Source organism: Streptomyces sp. NPDC060194 (genome assembly GCF_042728285.1).
Taxonomy (GTDB): Bacteria; Actinomycetota; Actinomycetes; order Streptomycetales; family Streptomycetaceae; genus Streptomyces.
In genome coordinates this window covers 1-15457 of sequence record NZ_JBHWZH010000030.1, presented here as the reverse complement: position 1 = coordinate 15457, position 15457 = coordinate 1, and the positions used below count along the sequence as shown (strand labels likewise).

At 72.0% G+C, this 15457-nt stretch carries 10 protein-coding genes; 3 read left to right on the top strand and 7 right to left on the bottom strand.

Annotated elements, in window-relative coordinates; genetic code table 11:
• Positions 1–41: 41 nt before the first annotated feature.
• Positions 42–584, top strand: coding sequence for a TerD family protein (locus ACFWEG_RS09435; RefSeq protein WP_387211224.1), 543 nt, complete (start codon positions 42–44; stop codon positions 582–584).
• Positions 585–704: 120 nt separating this feature from the next.
• Here ACFWEG_RS09435 and ACFWEG_RS09430 read toward each other — a convergent pair whose 3' ends face one another.
• Both ACFWEG_RS09430 and nrdR read right to left on the bottom strand, forming a co-directional pair.
• Positions 705–3596: a vitamin B12-dependent ribonucleotide reductase gene (locus ACFWEG_RS09430; protein WP_387211221.1), complete on the bottom strand. Its 2892-nt coding sequence runs from the start codon at positions 3594–3596 to the stop codon at positions 705–707.
• A gap of 149 nt (positions 3597–3745) precedes the next feature.
• On the bottom strand, positions 3746–4237 hold the full coding sequence (gene nrdR / locus ACFWEG_RS09425; RefSeq protein ID WP_387211218.1) for a transcriptional regulator NrdR: 492 nt from the start codon (positions 4235–4237) through the stop codon (positions 3746–3748).
• Between the two features lie 421 nt (positions 4238–4658).
• Between nrdR and lexA the strand changes: the two genes are divergently transcribed.
• A complete protein-coding gene (gene lexA / locus ACFWEG_RS09420) occupies positions 4659–5441 on the top strand; it encodes a transcriptional repressor LexA (protein WP_387211215.1) in 783 nt (260 codons plus the stop codon).
• Positions 5442–5524: 83 nt separating this feature from the next.
• Here lexA and ACFWEG_RS09415 read toward each other — a convergent pair whose 3' ends face one another.
• From ACFWEG_RS09415 to ACFWEG_RS09395, 5 genes are all read right to left on the bottom strand, one after another.
• On the bottom strand, positions 5525–7504 hold the full coding sequence (locus ACFWEG_RS09415) for an ATP-dependent DNA helicase (protein ID WP_387211212.1): 1980 nt from the start codon (positions 7502–7504) through the stop codon (positions 5525–5527).
• Positions 7505–7536: 32 nt separating this feature from the next.
• Positions 7537–9390, bottom strand: a complete 1854-nt coding sequence (locus ACFWEG_RS09410) for an IucA/IucC family protein (RefSeq protein ID WP_387211209.1) — start codon at positions 9388–9390, stop codon at positions 7537–7539.
• A 77-nt stretch (positions 9391–9467) separates the two neighbouring features.
• Entirely contained in the window at positions 9468–10244 is a 777-nt protein-coding gene (locus ACFWEG_RS09405; RefSeq protein WP_387211206.1) for a GNAT family N-acetyltransferase, read from the bottom strand.
• Between the two features lie 62 nt (positions 10245–10306).
• Complete coding sequence (locus ACFWEG_RS09400) at positions 10307–12199, bottom strand: IucA/IucC family protein (RefSeq protein ID WP_387211203.1); 1893 nt, start codon at positions 12197–12199, stop codon at positions 10307–10309.
• Positions 12200–12371: 172 nt separating this feature from the next.
• Entirely contained in the window at positions 12372–13796 is a 1425-nt protein-coding gene (locus tag ACFWEG_RS09395; protein ID WP_387211201.1) for a diaminobutyrate--2-oxoglutarate transaminase family protein, read from the bottom strand.
• 362 nt (positions 13797–14158) lie between these two features.
• Between ACFWEG_RS09395 and ACFWEG_RS09390 the strand changes: the two genes are divergently transcribed.
• Positions 14159–15394, top strand: coding sequence for a trypsin-like serine peptidase (locus tag ACFWEG_RS09390; RefSeq protein ID WP_387211198.1), 1236 nt, complete (start codon positions 14159–14161; stop codon positions 15392–15394).
• Positions 15395–15457 lie beyond the last annotated feature (63 nt).

The following is a 15457-nucleotide window of genomic DNA, read 5'->3' as shown; positions in this document are numbered from 1 at the left end:
TACGTTCCCAGCGGAGCTTTGGACAACGGAGGGGAAGCCCGATGAGCACGAGAGGCAAGGACTTCGCGAAGGAATTCGGGAAGGTCGAGGCACGACTGCGATGGGACCCGAGCCCGCTGGGCGCACCGGCCCACGACCTCGACCTCGTCGCCGCGGTCTACCGCGCCGACTCCCCGCACGAGCGGCCCGTCTACCTGGTGCACTTCGGCGAGCGGTCCCCCGACGGCACGATCAGCCTCGACCGGGACAGCACCACGGGGCAGGGTCTCGGTTACGACGAGGTCATGTCCCTGGAGCCCGGCCGGATGTCCGCCGACCACGGCCGGATCGTGATCGGCGTCGTCGTCCAGCAGCGCGCGGGCCGTCTGACGTTCGGCGAGGTGGCGGGCACCGGCGTCCAGCTGCGCGAGGGCCACACCGAGCTGTTCTCGGACGACCTGTCGGGCGTGCCCGAGGCCACCGCGGCCACCGTCGCGGAGTTCGTCCGGGTCGGGGGCGGCAGCTGGACGCTGCGCAAGGACGTCCGCGGGTTCGACACCGATCCGCGGACGTTCGCCACGGTCATGGGCGCCCCGGGGGCCTGACAGGGCCGTCCCGGAACGCACCGGGGCGGGGAGCGCGGTCGTCGGACCGTGCTCCCCGCCCCGTCATGCCGTCCGGCCGCCGACCGCGCCCCTAAAGGGTGTCGACGGCCGGTCGAGCGGTCAGCTGCACCCGCTGGTCGAGCCGCAGCCCTCGCAGATGTAGCACGAGCCGGCGCGCTGCATCTTGGTGCCGCAGGAGAAGCAGAGCGGGGCGTCGGCCTGGACGCCGAGCTTCATCTCGACCAGCTCCGCGTTGTTGTGCGCGACCTGCGGGGCCGGCGCCTCGGCCGGCGAGGACACCGCCTTGAGCTCCTGCTGCAGGGGGGCCGACTGCGAGAGGCCCTCCACGTCGAGCTCGTCCTCCTCCAGCGGCTCGTAGGAGCCGGTGTCCAGGTGGCGCTGGCGCTCCTCGGCGGAGTGGATGCCGAGCGCGGAACGGGTCTCGAACGGCAGGAAGTCGAGCGCGAGACGGCGGAAGATGTAGTCCACGATCGACTGCGCCATCCGGACGTCCGGGTCGTCGGTCATCCCGGCCGGCTCGAAGCGCATGTTCGTGAACTTCGAGACGTACGTCTCCAGCGGGACCCCGTACTGCAGGCCCACGGAGACCGCGATGGAGAAGGCGTCCATCATGCCCGCGAGGGTCGAGCCCTGCTTGGACATCTTCAGGAAGACCTCGCCCAGACCGTCGTCCGGGTAGGAGTTCGCCGTCATGTAGCCCTCGGCGCCACCCACGGTGAAGGAGGTGGTGATGCCCGGGCGGCCCTTGGGGAGGCGCTTGCGGACCGGGCGGTACTCGATGACCTTCTCGACGGCCGCGCGGATCGTGTCCTCGGCGGAGGCGGTGACCTCGGCCTTCTCCTGCTCCTTCTTCTTCGCGGAGAGCGGCTGGCCGACCTTGCAGTTGTCGCGGTAGATCGCGAGCGCCTTGACGCCCATCTTCCAGGCCTGGAAGTAGACCTCCTCGACGTCCTCGACCGTCGCCGTCTCCGGCAGGTTGACGGTCTTGGAGAGCGCGCCGGAGATCCACGGCTGGATGGCCGCCATCATGCGGACGTGGCCCATCGCGGAGATGGAGCGCTCGCCCATCGCGCAGTCGAACACCGGGTAGTGCTCGGTGCGCAGGCCCGGGGCGTCGACCACGTTGCCGTGTTCGGCGATGTGCTCGACGATCGCCTCGACCTGCTCCGGCTGGTAGCCGAGGCGGCGCAGCGCCTGCGGCACGGTGCCGTTGACGATCTGCATGGAGCCGCCGCCGACGAGCTTCTTGAACTTGACCAGCGCGAGGTCCGGCTCCAGGCCGGTGGTGTCGCAGGACATGGCGAGACCGATGGTGCCGGTGGGCGCGATGACCGAGGCCTGCGCGTTGCGGAAACCGTTCTTCGCGCCCAGGCGGAGCACGTCCTGCCAGGCCTCGGTGGCCGCGGCCCAGACCGGGGAGTCCAGGTCGTCCATGCGGGTGGCCGCGGTGTTGGCGTCGGCGTGCTGCTTCATCACGCGCTGGTGCGGCTCGGCGTTGCGGGCGTAGCCGTCGTACGGGCCCACGACCGCGGCGAGCTCCGCGGAGCGGCGGTAGGACGTGCCGGTCATCAGCGAGGTGATCGCGCCGGCGAGGGCGCGGCCGCCGTCGGAGTCGTACGCGTGGCCGGTCGCCATGAGGAGGGCGCCCAGGTTGGCGTAGCCGATGCCGAGCTGGCGGAAGGCGCGGGTGTTGACGCCGATCTTCTCGGTGGGGAAGTCGGCGAAGCAGATGGAGATGTCCATCGCCGTGATCACGAGCTCGACGACCTTGGCGAAGCGCTCGGACTCGAAGGACTGGTGGCCCTCGCCGTCGTCCTTGAGGAACTTCATCAGGTTCAGCGAGGCCAGGTTGCAGGACGTGTTGTCCAGGTGCATGTACTCGCTGCACGGGTTCGACGCGGTGATCCGGCCGGACTCGGGGCAGGTGTGCCAGGCGTTGATCGTGTCGTCGTACTGGATGCCCGGGTCGGCGCAGGCCCAGGCAGCCTCGGCCATCTTGCGGAACAGCGCCTTGGCGTCGGTCTTCTCGATGACCTCGCCGGTCATCCGGGCGCGCAGGCCGAACTCGGTGCCGTTCTCGACGGCTTTCATGAACTCGTCGTTCACACGAACCGAGTTGTTGGCGTTCTGGTACTGGACGGACGTGATGTCGTCGCCGCCCAGGTCCATGTCGAAGCCCGCGTCGCGCAGGGCGCGGATCTTCTCCTCCTCCTTGACCTTGGTCTCGATGAAGTCCTCGATGTCCGGGTGGTCGACGTCGAGGACGACCATCTTGGCCGCACGGCGGGTGGCGCCGCCGGACTTGATCGTGCCGGCGGAGGCGTCGGCGCCGCGCATGAACGAGACGGGACCGGAGGCGTTGCCGCCGGAGGAGAGCAGCTCCTTGGAGGAGCGGATGCGGGAGAGGTTCAGGCCGGCGCCGGAACCGCCCTTGAAGATCATGCCCTCTTCCTTGTACCAGTCGAGGATCGACTCCATGGAGTCGTCGACGGACAGGATGAAGCAGGCGGAGACCTGCTGGGGCTGCGGGGTGCCGACGTTGAACCACACCGGCGAGTTGAAGCTGAAGATCTGGTGCAGCAGCGCGTACGCGAGCTCGTGCTCGAAGATCTCCGCGTCCTCGGGGGCCGAGAAGTAGCCGTTCTCCTCGCCGCTCTTGCGGTACGTCTTGACGATCCGGTCGATCAGCTGGCGCAGGCTCGTCTCGCGCTGCGGGGTGCCGACCGCGCCGCGGAAGTACTTGCTCGTGACGATGTTGACCGCGTTCACGGTCCAGAAGGCGGGGAACTCGACGCCGCGCTGCTCGAAGTTGACCGAGCCGTCGCGCCAGTTCGTCATGACGACGTCACGGCGCTCCCACGTGACCTCGTCGTACGGGTGCACGCCCGGGGTGGTGTGGATACGCGCGATGCGCAGCCCCTGCCGGGCCGCCCCGGCCTTGGAACCCTTGGCTCGGGAACCTCGCGCCGGTCCGCTCGTCGTCTCGGTCATGCCGCCTCCCATACATGGGCGAAACGCCCACTAGTGCCGCGATCTTCCCGTGGCACGGTGTCGATGCTGTCTGTTCTGATGTCGCACGCCGCGCGCGTCACGCGCGCGGCACGTCCTGTGGCGGCCGCGAACCCGCCGGAGGGCCGGGTTCAGTCGGCCGCGGCGGAGGGGACGGGGACCCCGGCGGCCCCGTCGGCCGACCGGGCACGGAGTTCCCCGATCGCGAGCTCGAAATCCTCGAGCGAGTTGAAGGCACGGTAGACGGAGGCGAAGCGCAGATACGCGACCAGGTCGAGCTCCTGCAGCGGTCCGAGTATGGCGAGGCCGACGTCATGGGTGGTGAGCTCGGCACTGCCGGTGGCCCGGAGCGCCTCCTCCACCCGCTGCCCGAGCTGGGCGAGCGCGTCCTCCGTGACCGGCCGGCCCTGGCAGGCCTTGCGAACGCCGCTGATGACCTTGGCGCGGCTGAACGGCTCGGTGACGCCGCTGCGCTTGATCACCATCAGCGAGCAGGTCTCCACCGTGGTGAAGCGCCGGGTGCAGTCGGGGCACTGGCGACGCCTGCGGATCGACGTCCCGTCGTCCGTCGTGCGGCTGTCGACGACCCGGCTGTCGGGGTGCCTGCAGAAAGGGCAGTGCACAACCTTCCACCCTTCTTGAACAGCGCGATTGAGCGATCCCCCGACAGACGTGATGCCGCCCCGCCGAGTGGCCACCAGCATAGCGGACCACTACTGGTGGGTTGCGCAGCCCATGGAACCACTAGATCTAGGGGTGCGCGATGACCGAGGGGTCGGAGCGTGTCGCGCCGCGTGATGCCCGGGGCGGCGCCCTGGCCGCTCGGCGTGTGAGCTGCCCGCGGCACCCGCGGGCGGCGCGAACCAGCCGGAACGATAGCGTAATGCTGCGAATCGCCGCCCGCCGGACGGGGCGGCCATACACCCGAGTGGTGGAGCGCGGCAGTCAATCCGGAAATATTCACTCGAACGTGTGTTTGGCGCAACCTTTCGAAAGCTACTACCGTTGTCCGGTCAGGGAGAGTCAATCTCGAGAGGGGCCGACGTGACCACGACCGCAGAGAGCGCCACCATCACCGCCCAGGGCGCCCTGGGCCGACTCGAGCCGGTGCATGCCATGAGCGAAGCATCCATGGCCCCCGAGGGGCCCAAGCCCACACGCTCGCTACCGGGCCGACCTCCAGGGATCCGCGCGGACAGCTCGGGGCTCACCGACCGCCAGCGCCGCGTGATCGAGGTCATCAGGGACTCGGTGCAGCGCCGCGGGTACCCGCCGTCGATGCGCGAGATCGGCCAGGCCGTCGGGCTATCGAGCACCTCGTCGGTCGCCCACCAGCTCATGGCTCTCGAACGCAAGGGCTTCCTGCGCCGCGACCCGCACCGCCCCCGTGCTTACGAGGTCCGCGGCTCCGACCAGCCGAGCCCGGTGCCCGCCGACACCACGGGCAAGCCCGCGGCCTCGTACGTCCCGCTCGTCGGCCGGATCGCGGCCGGCGGCCCCATCCTCGCCGAGGAGTCGGTGGAGGACGTGTTCCCCCTCCCCCGCCAGCTGGTCGGCGACGGCGAGCTCTTCGTGCTCAAGGTCGTCGGCGACTCGATGATCGAGGCGGCCATCTGTGACGGCGACTGGGTCACCGTCCGCCGCCAGCCCGTCGCGGAGAACGGCGACATCGTCGCCGCCATGCTCGACGGAGAGGCCACCGTGAAGCGGTTCAAGCGCGAGGACGGGCACGTCTGGCTCCTGCCGCACAACGCCGCCTATCAGCCGATCCCGGGTGACGACGCGACCATCCTGGGCAAGGTCGTGGCGGTCCTGCGCCGGGTCTGAGCCCGTCGCGGCCCCTGAGCCGGCCCCCGGAACCAACTGCGCCGGTTCCGGGGGCCCGTCGCATCCACCCCGGCCCGTCCCCGCTACGCGCCGTCGGCCTTCGCCGCCGCGTCGATGGCCGCCAGCGATCGGCGTACCTGGTTGCGATCGGTGGTGAACCAGAACTCGGGCAGTGAGGCGCGCAGGTAGCTCCCGTACCGGGCGGTGGCCAGGCGCGGATCAAGGACGGCCACGACGCCGCGGTCACCGGTGGCCCGCACCAGACGGCCGGCCCCCTGCGCCATCAGCAGCGCGGCGTGTGTGGCGGCGACCGCCATGAAGCCGTTGCCGCCGGCCTCCTCCACCGCCTTCTGCCGGGCGCTCATCAGCGGGTCGTCCGGGCGGGGGAACGGGATCCGGTCCATGATCACGAGCTGGCAGCTCGGACCGGGCACGTCCACGCCCTGCCAGAGGGACAGCGTGCCGAAGAGGCAGGTCTCCGGATCCGCCGCGAACTTCTTGATCAGCTCGCCGAGCGTGTCCTCGCCCTGCAGCAGGATCGGCATCGGAAGTCGCCCGCGCAGTGCCTCGGCAGCGGCCTGGGCGCCCCGCATCGAGGAGAAGAGTCCGAGGGTCCGGCCGCCGGAGGCCTCGATCAGCTCGGCGAGCTCGTCGATCATGTCGGTGCGGGTGCCCTCACGACCCGGCTGCGCCAGGTGCTTCGCGACGTAGAGGATGCCCTGCTTCCCGTAGTCGAACGGTGAGCCGACGTCGAGCCCCTTCCAGGTGGGGAAGGGATCGTCCTCGGGCCCCGTGACGCCTTCCGGCGCCAGGCCGAGGGACGCGCCGACCCCGTTGAAGTCGCCACCGAGCTTCAGGGTGGCGGAGGTCAGGACGACGGACCGGTCAGTGAAGAGCTTCTCCCGCAGCAGCCCGGAGACGGACATGGGGGCGACCCGCAGCGACGCTCCGAACCGGTCGTGCCGCTCGTACCAGACGACGTCCCACTCGGAGCCCTGCGTGATCCGCTCGGCCACGTCGTGGACGGACTCGACCGCGGCGAGCGCCTGCTTGCGGACGGCGTCCTCGTCCTGGACGGACTTGTCACGGGTGCTGCCGATCGCCGAGATCACCGTGCGGGAGGCGTCGCGCAGCGCCATGAGGGCGTAACCGAGGTCCTCGGGCACGGTCTCCAGACGGCCGGGCAGGGCGAGCTCCATGAGCCGCTCGAAGGTCTCCGCGGCCGTCTGCAGCTGGTCGGCGGCCTTCTCGTTGACGAGTTTCGCGGCCCGGCGCACCGCCCGGTTGACCTGGCCGGGGGTCAGCTCGCCGGTGGCGACGCCCGTGACCCGTCCCACCAGTTCGTGGGCCTCGTCGACGATCAGGACCTCGTGCGAGGGCAGGACGGGGGCGCCCTCGATCGCGTCGATGGCGAGCAGGGCGTGGTTGGTGACGACGACGTCGGCCAGCTTGGCCCGCTCGCGGGACATCTCGGCGAAGCACTCGGCCCCGTACGCGCACTTGCTCGCCCCGAGGCACTCCCGGGAGGAGACGGAGACCTGGTTCCAGGCGCGGTCGGAGACGCCGGGGGTGAGGTCGTCGCGGTCGCCGGTCTCCGTCTCGTCCGCCCAGTCGCGCATGCGCAGCAGGTCCATGCCCAGTTTGCTGGTCGGGGCGGCCGCCTCGAACTGGTCGAAGAGACCGTCCTCCTCGTCCTGCGGCATGCCCTCGTGCAGCCGGTGCAGGCAGAGGTAGTTGGAGCGGCCCTTCAGCATGGCGAAGTTCGGCCGCCGGCGCAGCAGCGGCTGCAGGGCGTCCACCGTGCGGGGCAGGTCCCGCTGCACCAGCTGGCGCTGGAGCGCGAGGGTGGCGGTGGCGACGACCACCCGCTCCCCGTGCGCGAGCGCCGGAACCAGGTAGCCGAGGGACTTACCGGTGCCGGTGCCCGCCTGGATCAGCAGATGGGAACCGTCGTCGATCGCCGCGGCGACGGTCTCGGCCATGGTGACCTGGCCGGTGCGCTCCGACCCGCCGACGGCGGTGACGGCGGCGTGCAGGAGTTCGGGGAGAGAGGGCTTCGTCATAGCTCGTCCACCCTAGACGGGACCACTGACACTCACGGCCCGGCCAGCGGATTCCGGACGGTGCCGTGGACGGCCGCGTGGGGGCGCGTGTCGCGGTCTCGGTAGCCGTCGAGATGCAGGCGATTGCGGTTGAGGCAGAGGCGCGCGATGTCCGGGGTGAGCAGGTCGAACATCTCGTGGCGCTCCTTGAGCTCCGGGAAGCGCGCCTGCTGGCGGAGGATCTCCGCTCGCACGAGTGACCAGAAGACGGTCTCCGGGACGTCGAGCTGCTCCTCGCACAGGGGTGCGAGGTAGCGGAAGACGCCGATGAAGAGGCCGGAGTGGATGAACTGCGTGAGGAACGCGGGCTCCTCGGTGAGCAGTACCGCGCGGACGTCGTCGGGCATGGTGTCGTGTTCGGGCAGCGGTTCGGAGCTGACGTTCACGTCGTCGACGAAGTCCTTGACGGCGAGGCGTACGGGGACGTCGTGCTCGTCGAAGACGACGATGGCGTTCTCGCCGTGCGGGGAGAAGACGGTGCCGTAGCGGTAGAGGAAGTGCAGCAGCGGCGGGAGCAGCGCGGCGAGGAGCCGGCGGAGCCAGTCCTGCGGGGCGAGCCCGGAGCGGGCCACGAGTTCCGCGGTGAAGGAACGTCCCGCCGGGTCCGTGTGCAGGAGTGCGGCCAGGGTGCGGGCGCGTTCGCCGGCGTCGAGCCGGCCGGCGAGCGGTTCCCGCCAGATCGCTCCCAGCAGCTCCTTGTACTGGTATGGCACCTCGGCGAGCGTGTCGTAGACCGGATGCCGCACGGTGACGGAGGCGACCTCGCCGAGCAGGATGACCCGGCATTCGTCGCGGAGGAACGGGTCGGCGTCGCGCAGGGCGTGGACCCAGGCGGTGACGGCCGGCGCGGCGACGGTGCGCTCGGTGGGCAGGCCGCGCCAGACCAGCGTGTTGAGCACCGACAGCGGGAGTTTCACCGTGTGGCGGTCGGGGCGGCTCGTGTTCAGGAAGGTGCGGACGGACTGCTGCGGCAGGCGGTCGTCGCCGTCCGTCGGCAGGGCGACGATGTCGCCCGCCGCCACGGACGGCGCGAAGAGCGGGCGCACGACCTCGTCCCACTGCCAGGGGTGCACCGGCAGCCAGAGGTACCGGTCGGGGTCCAGGCCGCGCGCTGTGAGCACGTCCGAGAAGGTCCGGTGTGTGCGGGGGTCGAGCTCACGGGCGTAGAGGCGTTCGGCGCTCTCGAGTCCGGCCGCGCCGCGGTAGACGGCGAGTTCCTTGCTGACGGCCATCCAGGGCAGCGGGCCTCGGACACGTGCCTCGGGTGTCCAGCGGGCGGTGTCCGCGGCGGAGAACCCGAGACGGCCCTTGTTGGCGACGAGCCAGGGGTGGCCGGTCTGGTGGCCCTCCAGCTCCGCGTAGCCGAGGTCGGCGAGCCGCGCGGCCGGCAGGGCGTGGCGTTCGAGGCGGACGTCGGAGGCGAGCGTGGCGGTGAGCTCGCGGATCAGGTGCCCGAGGGTGGCCCCGTCGAGGCCCAGGGTGTGCCGCGCCCTGGTGAGGAAGTGCAGGGGGTCGGGGGGCGTGCCGCGCAGGGTGGAGGGTTCGACCCGCCAGCTCCCGTAGGCGTGGCGCCGCGCGCGGAACCCGATCGATCCGCCGTCGTCCAGGCGCAGCCGGTACGCGTCGGGGCCGGCTCCGGGAGCCGGGGCGGGCCGGATGATCTCCTCGTAGGCGAACTCCCCCAGCATCTTGGCGAGCAGACGGCGGGCCGCCCGCTCCCAGACGGCGCGGGCGTCCGGGGGTGCCGGGTCCGGCCCGGCCGCGGGCAGGGTCCCGGATGGGCCGGGCGGGGTCCCGTGCGAGCCGGGCGGTTCGGGGTGGTGCGGTGGTTGGGGTGGGTCTGGCATCACGGAACTCCTCGAAAGTGACACGGATCGGCAGGGAACCCGATCGGGTCGAGCGGTGTATCCAAGGCAGCGGGTGTTCAGATCAGCCCGCGGAGGGCGCGGTCGCGCATCATCAGCGCGGCGCGCTTGTCCGGAAGTTCGAGCTCCGCCGAGAAGCGGAAGCCGGCATTGAGGAAGGCGGAGATGGAAGCGGTGTTGCGGAGATCGGGTTCGGCGACGACTCGTGAGCAGGCAGGGCGGCGGTCGAGGACGAGATCCGCGACGGCCCGCAGGAGAACGGCGCCGAGGCCGCGCCCGCGGTCCCCGACGGCGCCGATCAGGAGGTGGATGCCGGTGTCGTGCGGGCGGGCGGGGTAGTGGCGGGCGAGCGGGTCCAGGTCAGCCCGGTAGATCTCGAAGTAGCTCATCGGGACGCCGCCGAGCACGCCGAGACAGGGAACGCTGCGGCCGTCGCCGGCGAGTTGGGCGTCGAGGTGGGCGGCGGTCAGGGAGACCGACCCCTCCAGTTCCCAGAAGGCGGCCACGGCGGGGTCGTTCATCCACCGGGAGATGAGCGGCAGGTCGCGTTCCGTACGGGCCGGGACGAGTTGGAACACACCGGCGGAGGTGGGCACCGGGCCCCATCCGGCGAGCTGGTCGAGCAGTCCGTCGTCGGCGGTGGCCGCGCCGTCGGCGGAGGTGAGGCTCTCCTCGGCGATGAGCGCGACGAGTTCGTCGGGAAGGCGCAGGTCCAGGGTGTCGTCCGTGTCGACGGCGTCGTTTCCCTCGTCGACCGGGCCGAGGTGGTCGGCGGGTGCGCCGGGATCGGGTGCGGTGCTGACGACGGCTTCGGTGCTCACTTCGGGGGGCGGCACGACGGTGCTCCTCTCGGTGGGGCCGCGGGGCGCGGCCGGGCGGTGGTGGCGGGCGGACGGATTCAGAAGGAGTGGAGGGGGTTGGCGATGGTGACGTAGACGGACTGGGTGTCGACGGGGCCCACGAGTTCGTCCAGGCCCTGCAGCCGGGTCAGCATGTTGGCCTTGCACCGCAGCTCGGGCCGGTCGAGCAGCAGTCCGGGCAGCGGGGAGCGGAGTGCGGCCGGTCCGCAGGACGCCTCGCCGAGGAACCGGCGGAAGGCCGCGAGCAGCAGGGACTCGTCCACGAGCCGCTGGGACCCGAACGCTCCGATCAGACCGAGGACGTTGTTGATGCCGAGGTAGTAGGCGAACCGCTCATCGGTGACGTCGTCGGCGACGAAGGTGTCGCTGAGCTCGCCGATCCCCGGGAGCCGCCGGTCGAGGTCCGCCCGACGGGACTCGCGGAAGTAGTAGCCCTGGTTGTCCCGGTAGCGGCCGCCGATGGGCCAGCCTTCGGGGTCGAGCAGGACGAGCGTGTTCTGCTGGTGGGCCTCCAGGGCGATGCCGGCCTCGCTGTCGAGCCAGAGGACCGGCCGGATCACGCAGTGCAGGTACCGCAGGAACCACTCCGTGGCCACCGCCCCGGTCGGGCGGCGGGTACGGGCGACAAGGCGCTGGACGAGTTCGGCGAGACGGGAGGTGAAGGGGGCGCCGGGGACGGCCGAGGCCGGACGGGGCGAGACGAGTCCGGCGACGCAGGCAGCGTCGTCGCCCGGCCGGAACGGGTTGTGGCGGATGACCACGTCGAGGCCTGCAACCGGTCGGCCGTCCAGGCCCTGGACGGCGAGCCAGGCGGGGTCGCGGACGATGTCGAAGCCCGGGTGTGCCACCTGCCACTCCTCGGCGAGGCCCGCCCGGAGCAGCCGGTGCACCTCGACCCCGCGGTGGAGTTCCTTGTGGAGGTTCTCGCGGCGGGAGTTGGTGATGCGCAGGCCGAGCGACAGCTTGAGCATCGCCGGGGCGTCGGCGCGGTAGACGGTGCGCACCGAGGAGGTGGGATGCCAGGGGCCGCCCGTGGGGCCCAGATCGGTGAGGAGGCCGGCGTCGTAGAGCGCGGCGACCTCGGGCCGGTGGGCGAGTTCCCTCGCCTGCCAGGGGTGCAGCGGGAGCAGGGCCGCGCCGGCGGGGACGGCGGGGGCGTCGTCCCCGAGCAGGCGGGCGGTCAGCTGGGCGGCGGAGACGGAGCGGCCTCGCTCCGTCCAGGCCGAGTCCGCGAGCAGCGCGGAGGGGTCGACGACGGTCCAGTGGAGCGGGAAGGAGCCGTTCAACTCAGGCGAGTAGAGGTGGGATTCGGTCTCGGTGAGCCCCTCCCGACTCTTGGGTGTGGGGTGCAGGGGATGGCCGAGGAGCAGCGACTGCTCGGCGGAGAGGAAGAGGTCCGTGGGGTCGGTGAGGGGAGCGGCACGGGTGCCGCCGAGGTCGGCGGGGTGGGCCGGCGCGGGTCGTTGCCGGTTGGCGACATGGGTGAGGAAGGTGGCGGTGCGGCGCACGGAGTCCGCCACGCGGCCCACGAGGTCGGCGCCGTCCCCGGTGACGCCGTCCGCGGGGTACGACTCACGGCCCAGCAGCGCGGCCAAGGTCGCGGCGTCAACGCCGGGGGCGCCGAGGGGGGCGGTCTCCAGCCGAGGTGTCCCGAAGCGGTGCCATCCACCGGGCGACCAGTACCGCACGGGGACGAGCAGTGCGGTGCCGGTGGCGTCGAGCAGGATGCGCAGGGTGTCGCCGGCGGGCCGGCGCAGGTCGTTCTCCCGCACCCAGCAGCGCAGCAGGTTCTCCACCCCGGCCGCCTCGGAGACGCGTCGTGGGTCGGTGTGCTCCAGCGGATCGGTCTCCGGGCGGCGCGGGACCACGGCGGTGGCCGACGTTGGGAAGCCGCGGCTGCCTTCTTCTGCGGGGGCGGGGATCGAGTTCACGAAAGGGTCCTTGCGGTTCCGATGGGGGTGGTGCCGTGGGGCGGGGTGCAACCGGTGGGCCGACGTCTCGGAGGGCACGGGCGGCCTTCGGCGCACGCGATGGCGGGTGGTACGGCCGCGGGGCGCGCCCCGTTCACCGGCCCGGGGCGGCGGGGTTGCTCCGGCGAGTGGTTCACGGACCGCCTCCGGTGGTGGCGGTCGGCCGGTGGGTCCGGGCGGCGGCGTCAAGGGCGTCGGATAGCCGGTCGAGGACGGCTTCCGCCTGTTCGTCGGTCATGGTGAGCGGCGGCAGCAGCCGCACGACGCTGCTGTGCCGGCCGCCGAGTTCGACGATGAGCCCGCGGCGCAGGCACTCCTGCTGCACGGCCGCCGCGAGCCCCGGGTCGGCCGGTGCGGGCCCGGGCGCACCCTCTCTGTCGGCGGCGGGGTGGTCCCGGCCTTCGGCCGACGGCGCGGGGTCCCGGTGGGGGTCGACGAGTTCGATGCCGATCATCAGGCCCCGACCGCGTACGTCGCCGATGCACGCGTACCCGGTGGCCAGGCCCTGCAACCGGCCGAGCATCCGGGCGCCGAGCACGGCCGCCCGGTCGGCGAGTCGGTGCTCGCGGACGTAGGCCATGGTGGCCGCCCCGGCGGCCATCGCGAGCTGGTTGCCGCGGAACGTCCCGGCGTGGGCGCCCGGTTGCCACACGTCGAGGTCGTCGCGGTAGACGACGACGGCGAGCGGCAGGGACCCCCCGATGGCCTTCGACATCACCATCACGTCGGGCGCGACGCCGCTGTGCTCGACCCCCCAGAAGGTGCCCGTCCGTCCGACGCCGGTCTGCACCTCGTCCGCGACGAGCGGGATACCGCGTGCGGCGGTGATCGCGCGCATCCGGCGCAGCCACTCGGCGGGGGCGGGATGCACGCCTCCCTCCCCCTGCACGGGTTCCACGATCATGCCCGCCGGCGCGGGCGTCCCCGCCTTGGGATCGTCGAGGAGGCTCTCGGTCCAGCGGGCCGCGAGCTCGGCCCCGCGGTCACCGCCGGTCCCGAAGGGGCAGCGGTACTCCTGGGGGAACGGCAGCCGGGTCACCCGGACGTCCTGGGCGCCGCCGGACGCGTCCAGGGCTCCGGCGGTCATGCCGTGATAGGCCCCGGTGAACGCGAGCAGGCCGGAGCGACCGGTGGCGGTGCGGACCAGCTTGAGGGCGGCCTCGACCGCGTCCGTACCGGCCGGCCCGCAGAACTGGACGCGGGCCCGGCCCGCGAGCCCGGCCGGCAGGGTGCTGAAGAGTTCGGTGGTGAAGGCGTCCTTCACCGGGGTGGCCAGGTCGAGGACGTGCAGCGGCGCTCCCGAGTCGAGCACCTTCCTGATGGCCTCGAGCACCACGGGATGGTTGTGACCGAGCGCCAGCGTCCCGGCGCCGGAGAGGCAGTCCAGGTACCGGCGTCCGTCGGCTCCCTCGATCGTCAACCCCCGGGCGCGAACCGGGACGATGGGCAGGGAGCGGGCGTAGGTACGAGCGGCCGACTCGCGCGCCGACTGCCGGCGCAGAATCCCGTCGTGTGCGACCGCGGAGTGCGGGGTGGTCGCAGGTTCGGTCACGGCCAAGAGAGTTGTTCCTTAGCTCCTCAGCTCGCCGGCCCTCCGGCCGGCCCTGCGGCCGGCCCTCGGCCCCGCGGCTGTACGTCGGTCGGGGGCGGTGCGCGAGGGGCTGCGCCGCGCCGAACGCGGCGCAGCAGTCCCCCGTACGTACCAACGACGCGGGCCGCCAGGGATCACGGGCGAAACAGAAGATCCTTGCGATGAGGGCACCCTCAAGGAACCGGCGCGCGGTCTCCGACCGTCCCCCACGGCACCGGAATAGAGTGGGCGCCGCCTGGAAACCGTCTTCCCGGAGGCCGCGCCGCCCTGGCACCGGCCCCGGTCGCGCCCATGGCCCGACGCGCTCACTTCACAGGGGGATCAACCACATGCGACCGATACGTCCGCCCTTCGCCACCCGCCGGGAGCGGAGTCCGCGCCGCAGCTCCCTGCCCGCCCTCACGGCCGTCACGCTCGCCGCCGCTCTGGCGTTCACCACTACCGCCTGCGGATCGAGCGAGAACGGCGCCGCGGGGAGCGTGCCGAGCGTGAGCGTCGACCCCGGTCAGGACGGAGGCGACTCGGGCGGCAGCGGCGGGATCGAGATCCCGGAGGACCTGAAGGACCGCCTCAAGGAACACGGCATCGACGTCGACAAGTGGCGGGGCGGCGAGTGGAAGAACTGGGACAAGGACGACTGGCTGCGCGAGGCCGAGGACTACATCAACCCGATCATCGAGGACCTCTGGGACCCGGACCGGATGCGCGAGGCCGAGCAGCCGGAGAAGCCGGTGGCCGAGGACATCGCGGCGGGGCAGGGCGTCACCGACGCGGAGCCCGCGCCCGTCGAGGCCCGGCCGGTCGAGGCCCCGTACGCCGAGAACGCGCCGCAGGCGGGCAAGGTCTTCTTCGACGGCCCGAACGGCTCGATGGTCTGCTCGGCCACGGTCGTGCAGGACCCCGCCAATCCGGGCAAGTCCAACCTGGTCTGGACGGCGGGCCACTGCGTGCACGCCGGCGCCAAGGGCGGCTGGTACCGCAACATCGCCTTCGTCCCCTCCTACAACAACGACGCCCTGCCCACCGCCGAGCTCGGCGGGGCCACCCAGGAGGACGTCGCGCCCTTCGGGGTGTGGTGGGGCGACTGGGCGCAGACCTCCGACCAGTGGATCGCGCAGGGCGGCCCCACCGGCGGCGCCGGCGCGAGCTACGACTTCGCGGTGATCCACGTGACGCCGGAGAGCGGCGGGGGCAAGTCGCTGGAGGAGACGGTGGGTTCGGCGCTCCCGGTGAACTTCGAGGCACCCGAGGCGTCCGGCGTCGAGAACGTGACGGCCATCGGCTACCCGGCGGCCCCGCCCTTCGACGGCGAGTCGATGCAGCAGTGCTCGAGCGGCCCCTCGCGGCTCTCGCTCGGCGCGAAGGAGCCGACCATGTACCGCATCGGCTGCACGATGACCGGAGGCTCGTCCGGGGGCGGCTGGATCGGGGACATCGGCAACGGGCCCGAACTGCTCTCCAACACCTCCATCGGCCCGGTCAACGGCGGTTGGCTGGCCGGTCCGCGGCTCGGCGCGGAGGCGGAGGGCGTCTACCAGGCCGTGAGCCGCAAGTTCGCGGGCTGATCGCGACGCCGGGACCCGCACGGACGACAGGGCCCGCCCCGGACTGCTCCGGGGCTGTCTCTT

What these genes read in the sequence shown, in the direction of transcription:
- ACFWEG_RS09435 (WP_387211224.1), top strand. Translation starts at nt 42, where the DNA reads ATGAGCACGAGAGGCAAGGACTTCGCGAAGGAATTCGGGAAGGTCGAG.
- ACFWEG_RS09430 (WP_387211221.1), bottom strand. Translation starts at nt 3,596, where the DNA reads ATGACCGAGACGACGAGCGGACCGGCGCGAGGTTCCCGAGCCAAGGGT.
- ACFWEG_RS09415 (WP_387211212.1), bottom strand. Translation starts at nt 7,504, where the DNA reads ATGACGAAGCCCTCTCTCCCCGAACTCCTGCACGCCGCCGTCACCGCC.
- ACFWEG_RS09410 (WP_387211209.1), bottom strand. Translation starts at nt 9,390, where the DNA reads ATGCCAGACCCACCCCAACCACCGCACCACCCCGAACCGCCCGGCTCG.
- ACFWEG_RS09390 (WP_387211198.1), top strand. Translation starts at nt 14,159, where the DNA reads ATGCGACCGATACGTCCGCCCTTCGCCACCCGCCGGGAGCGGAGTCCG.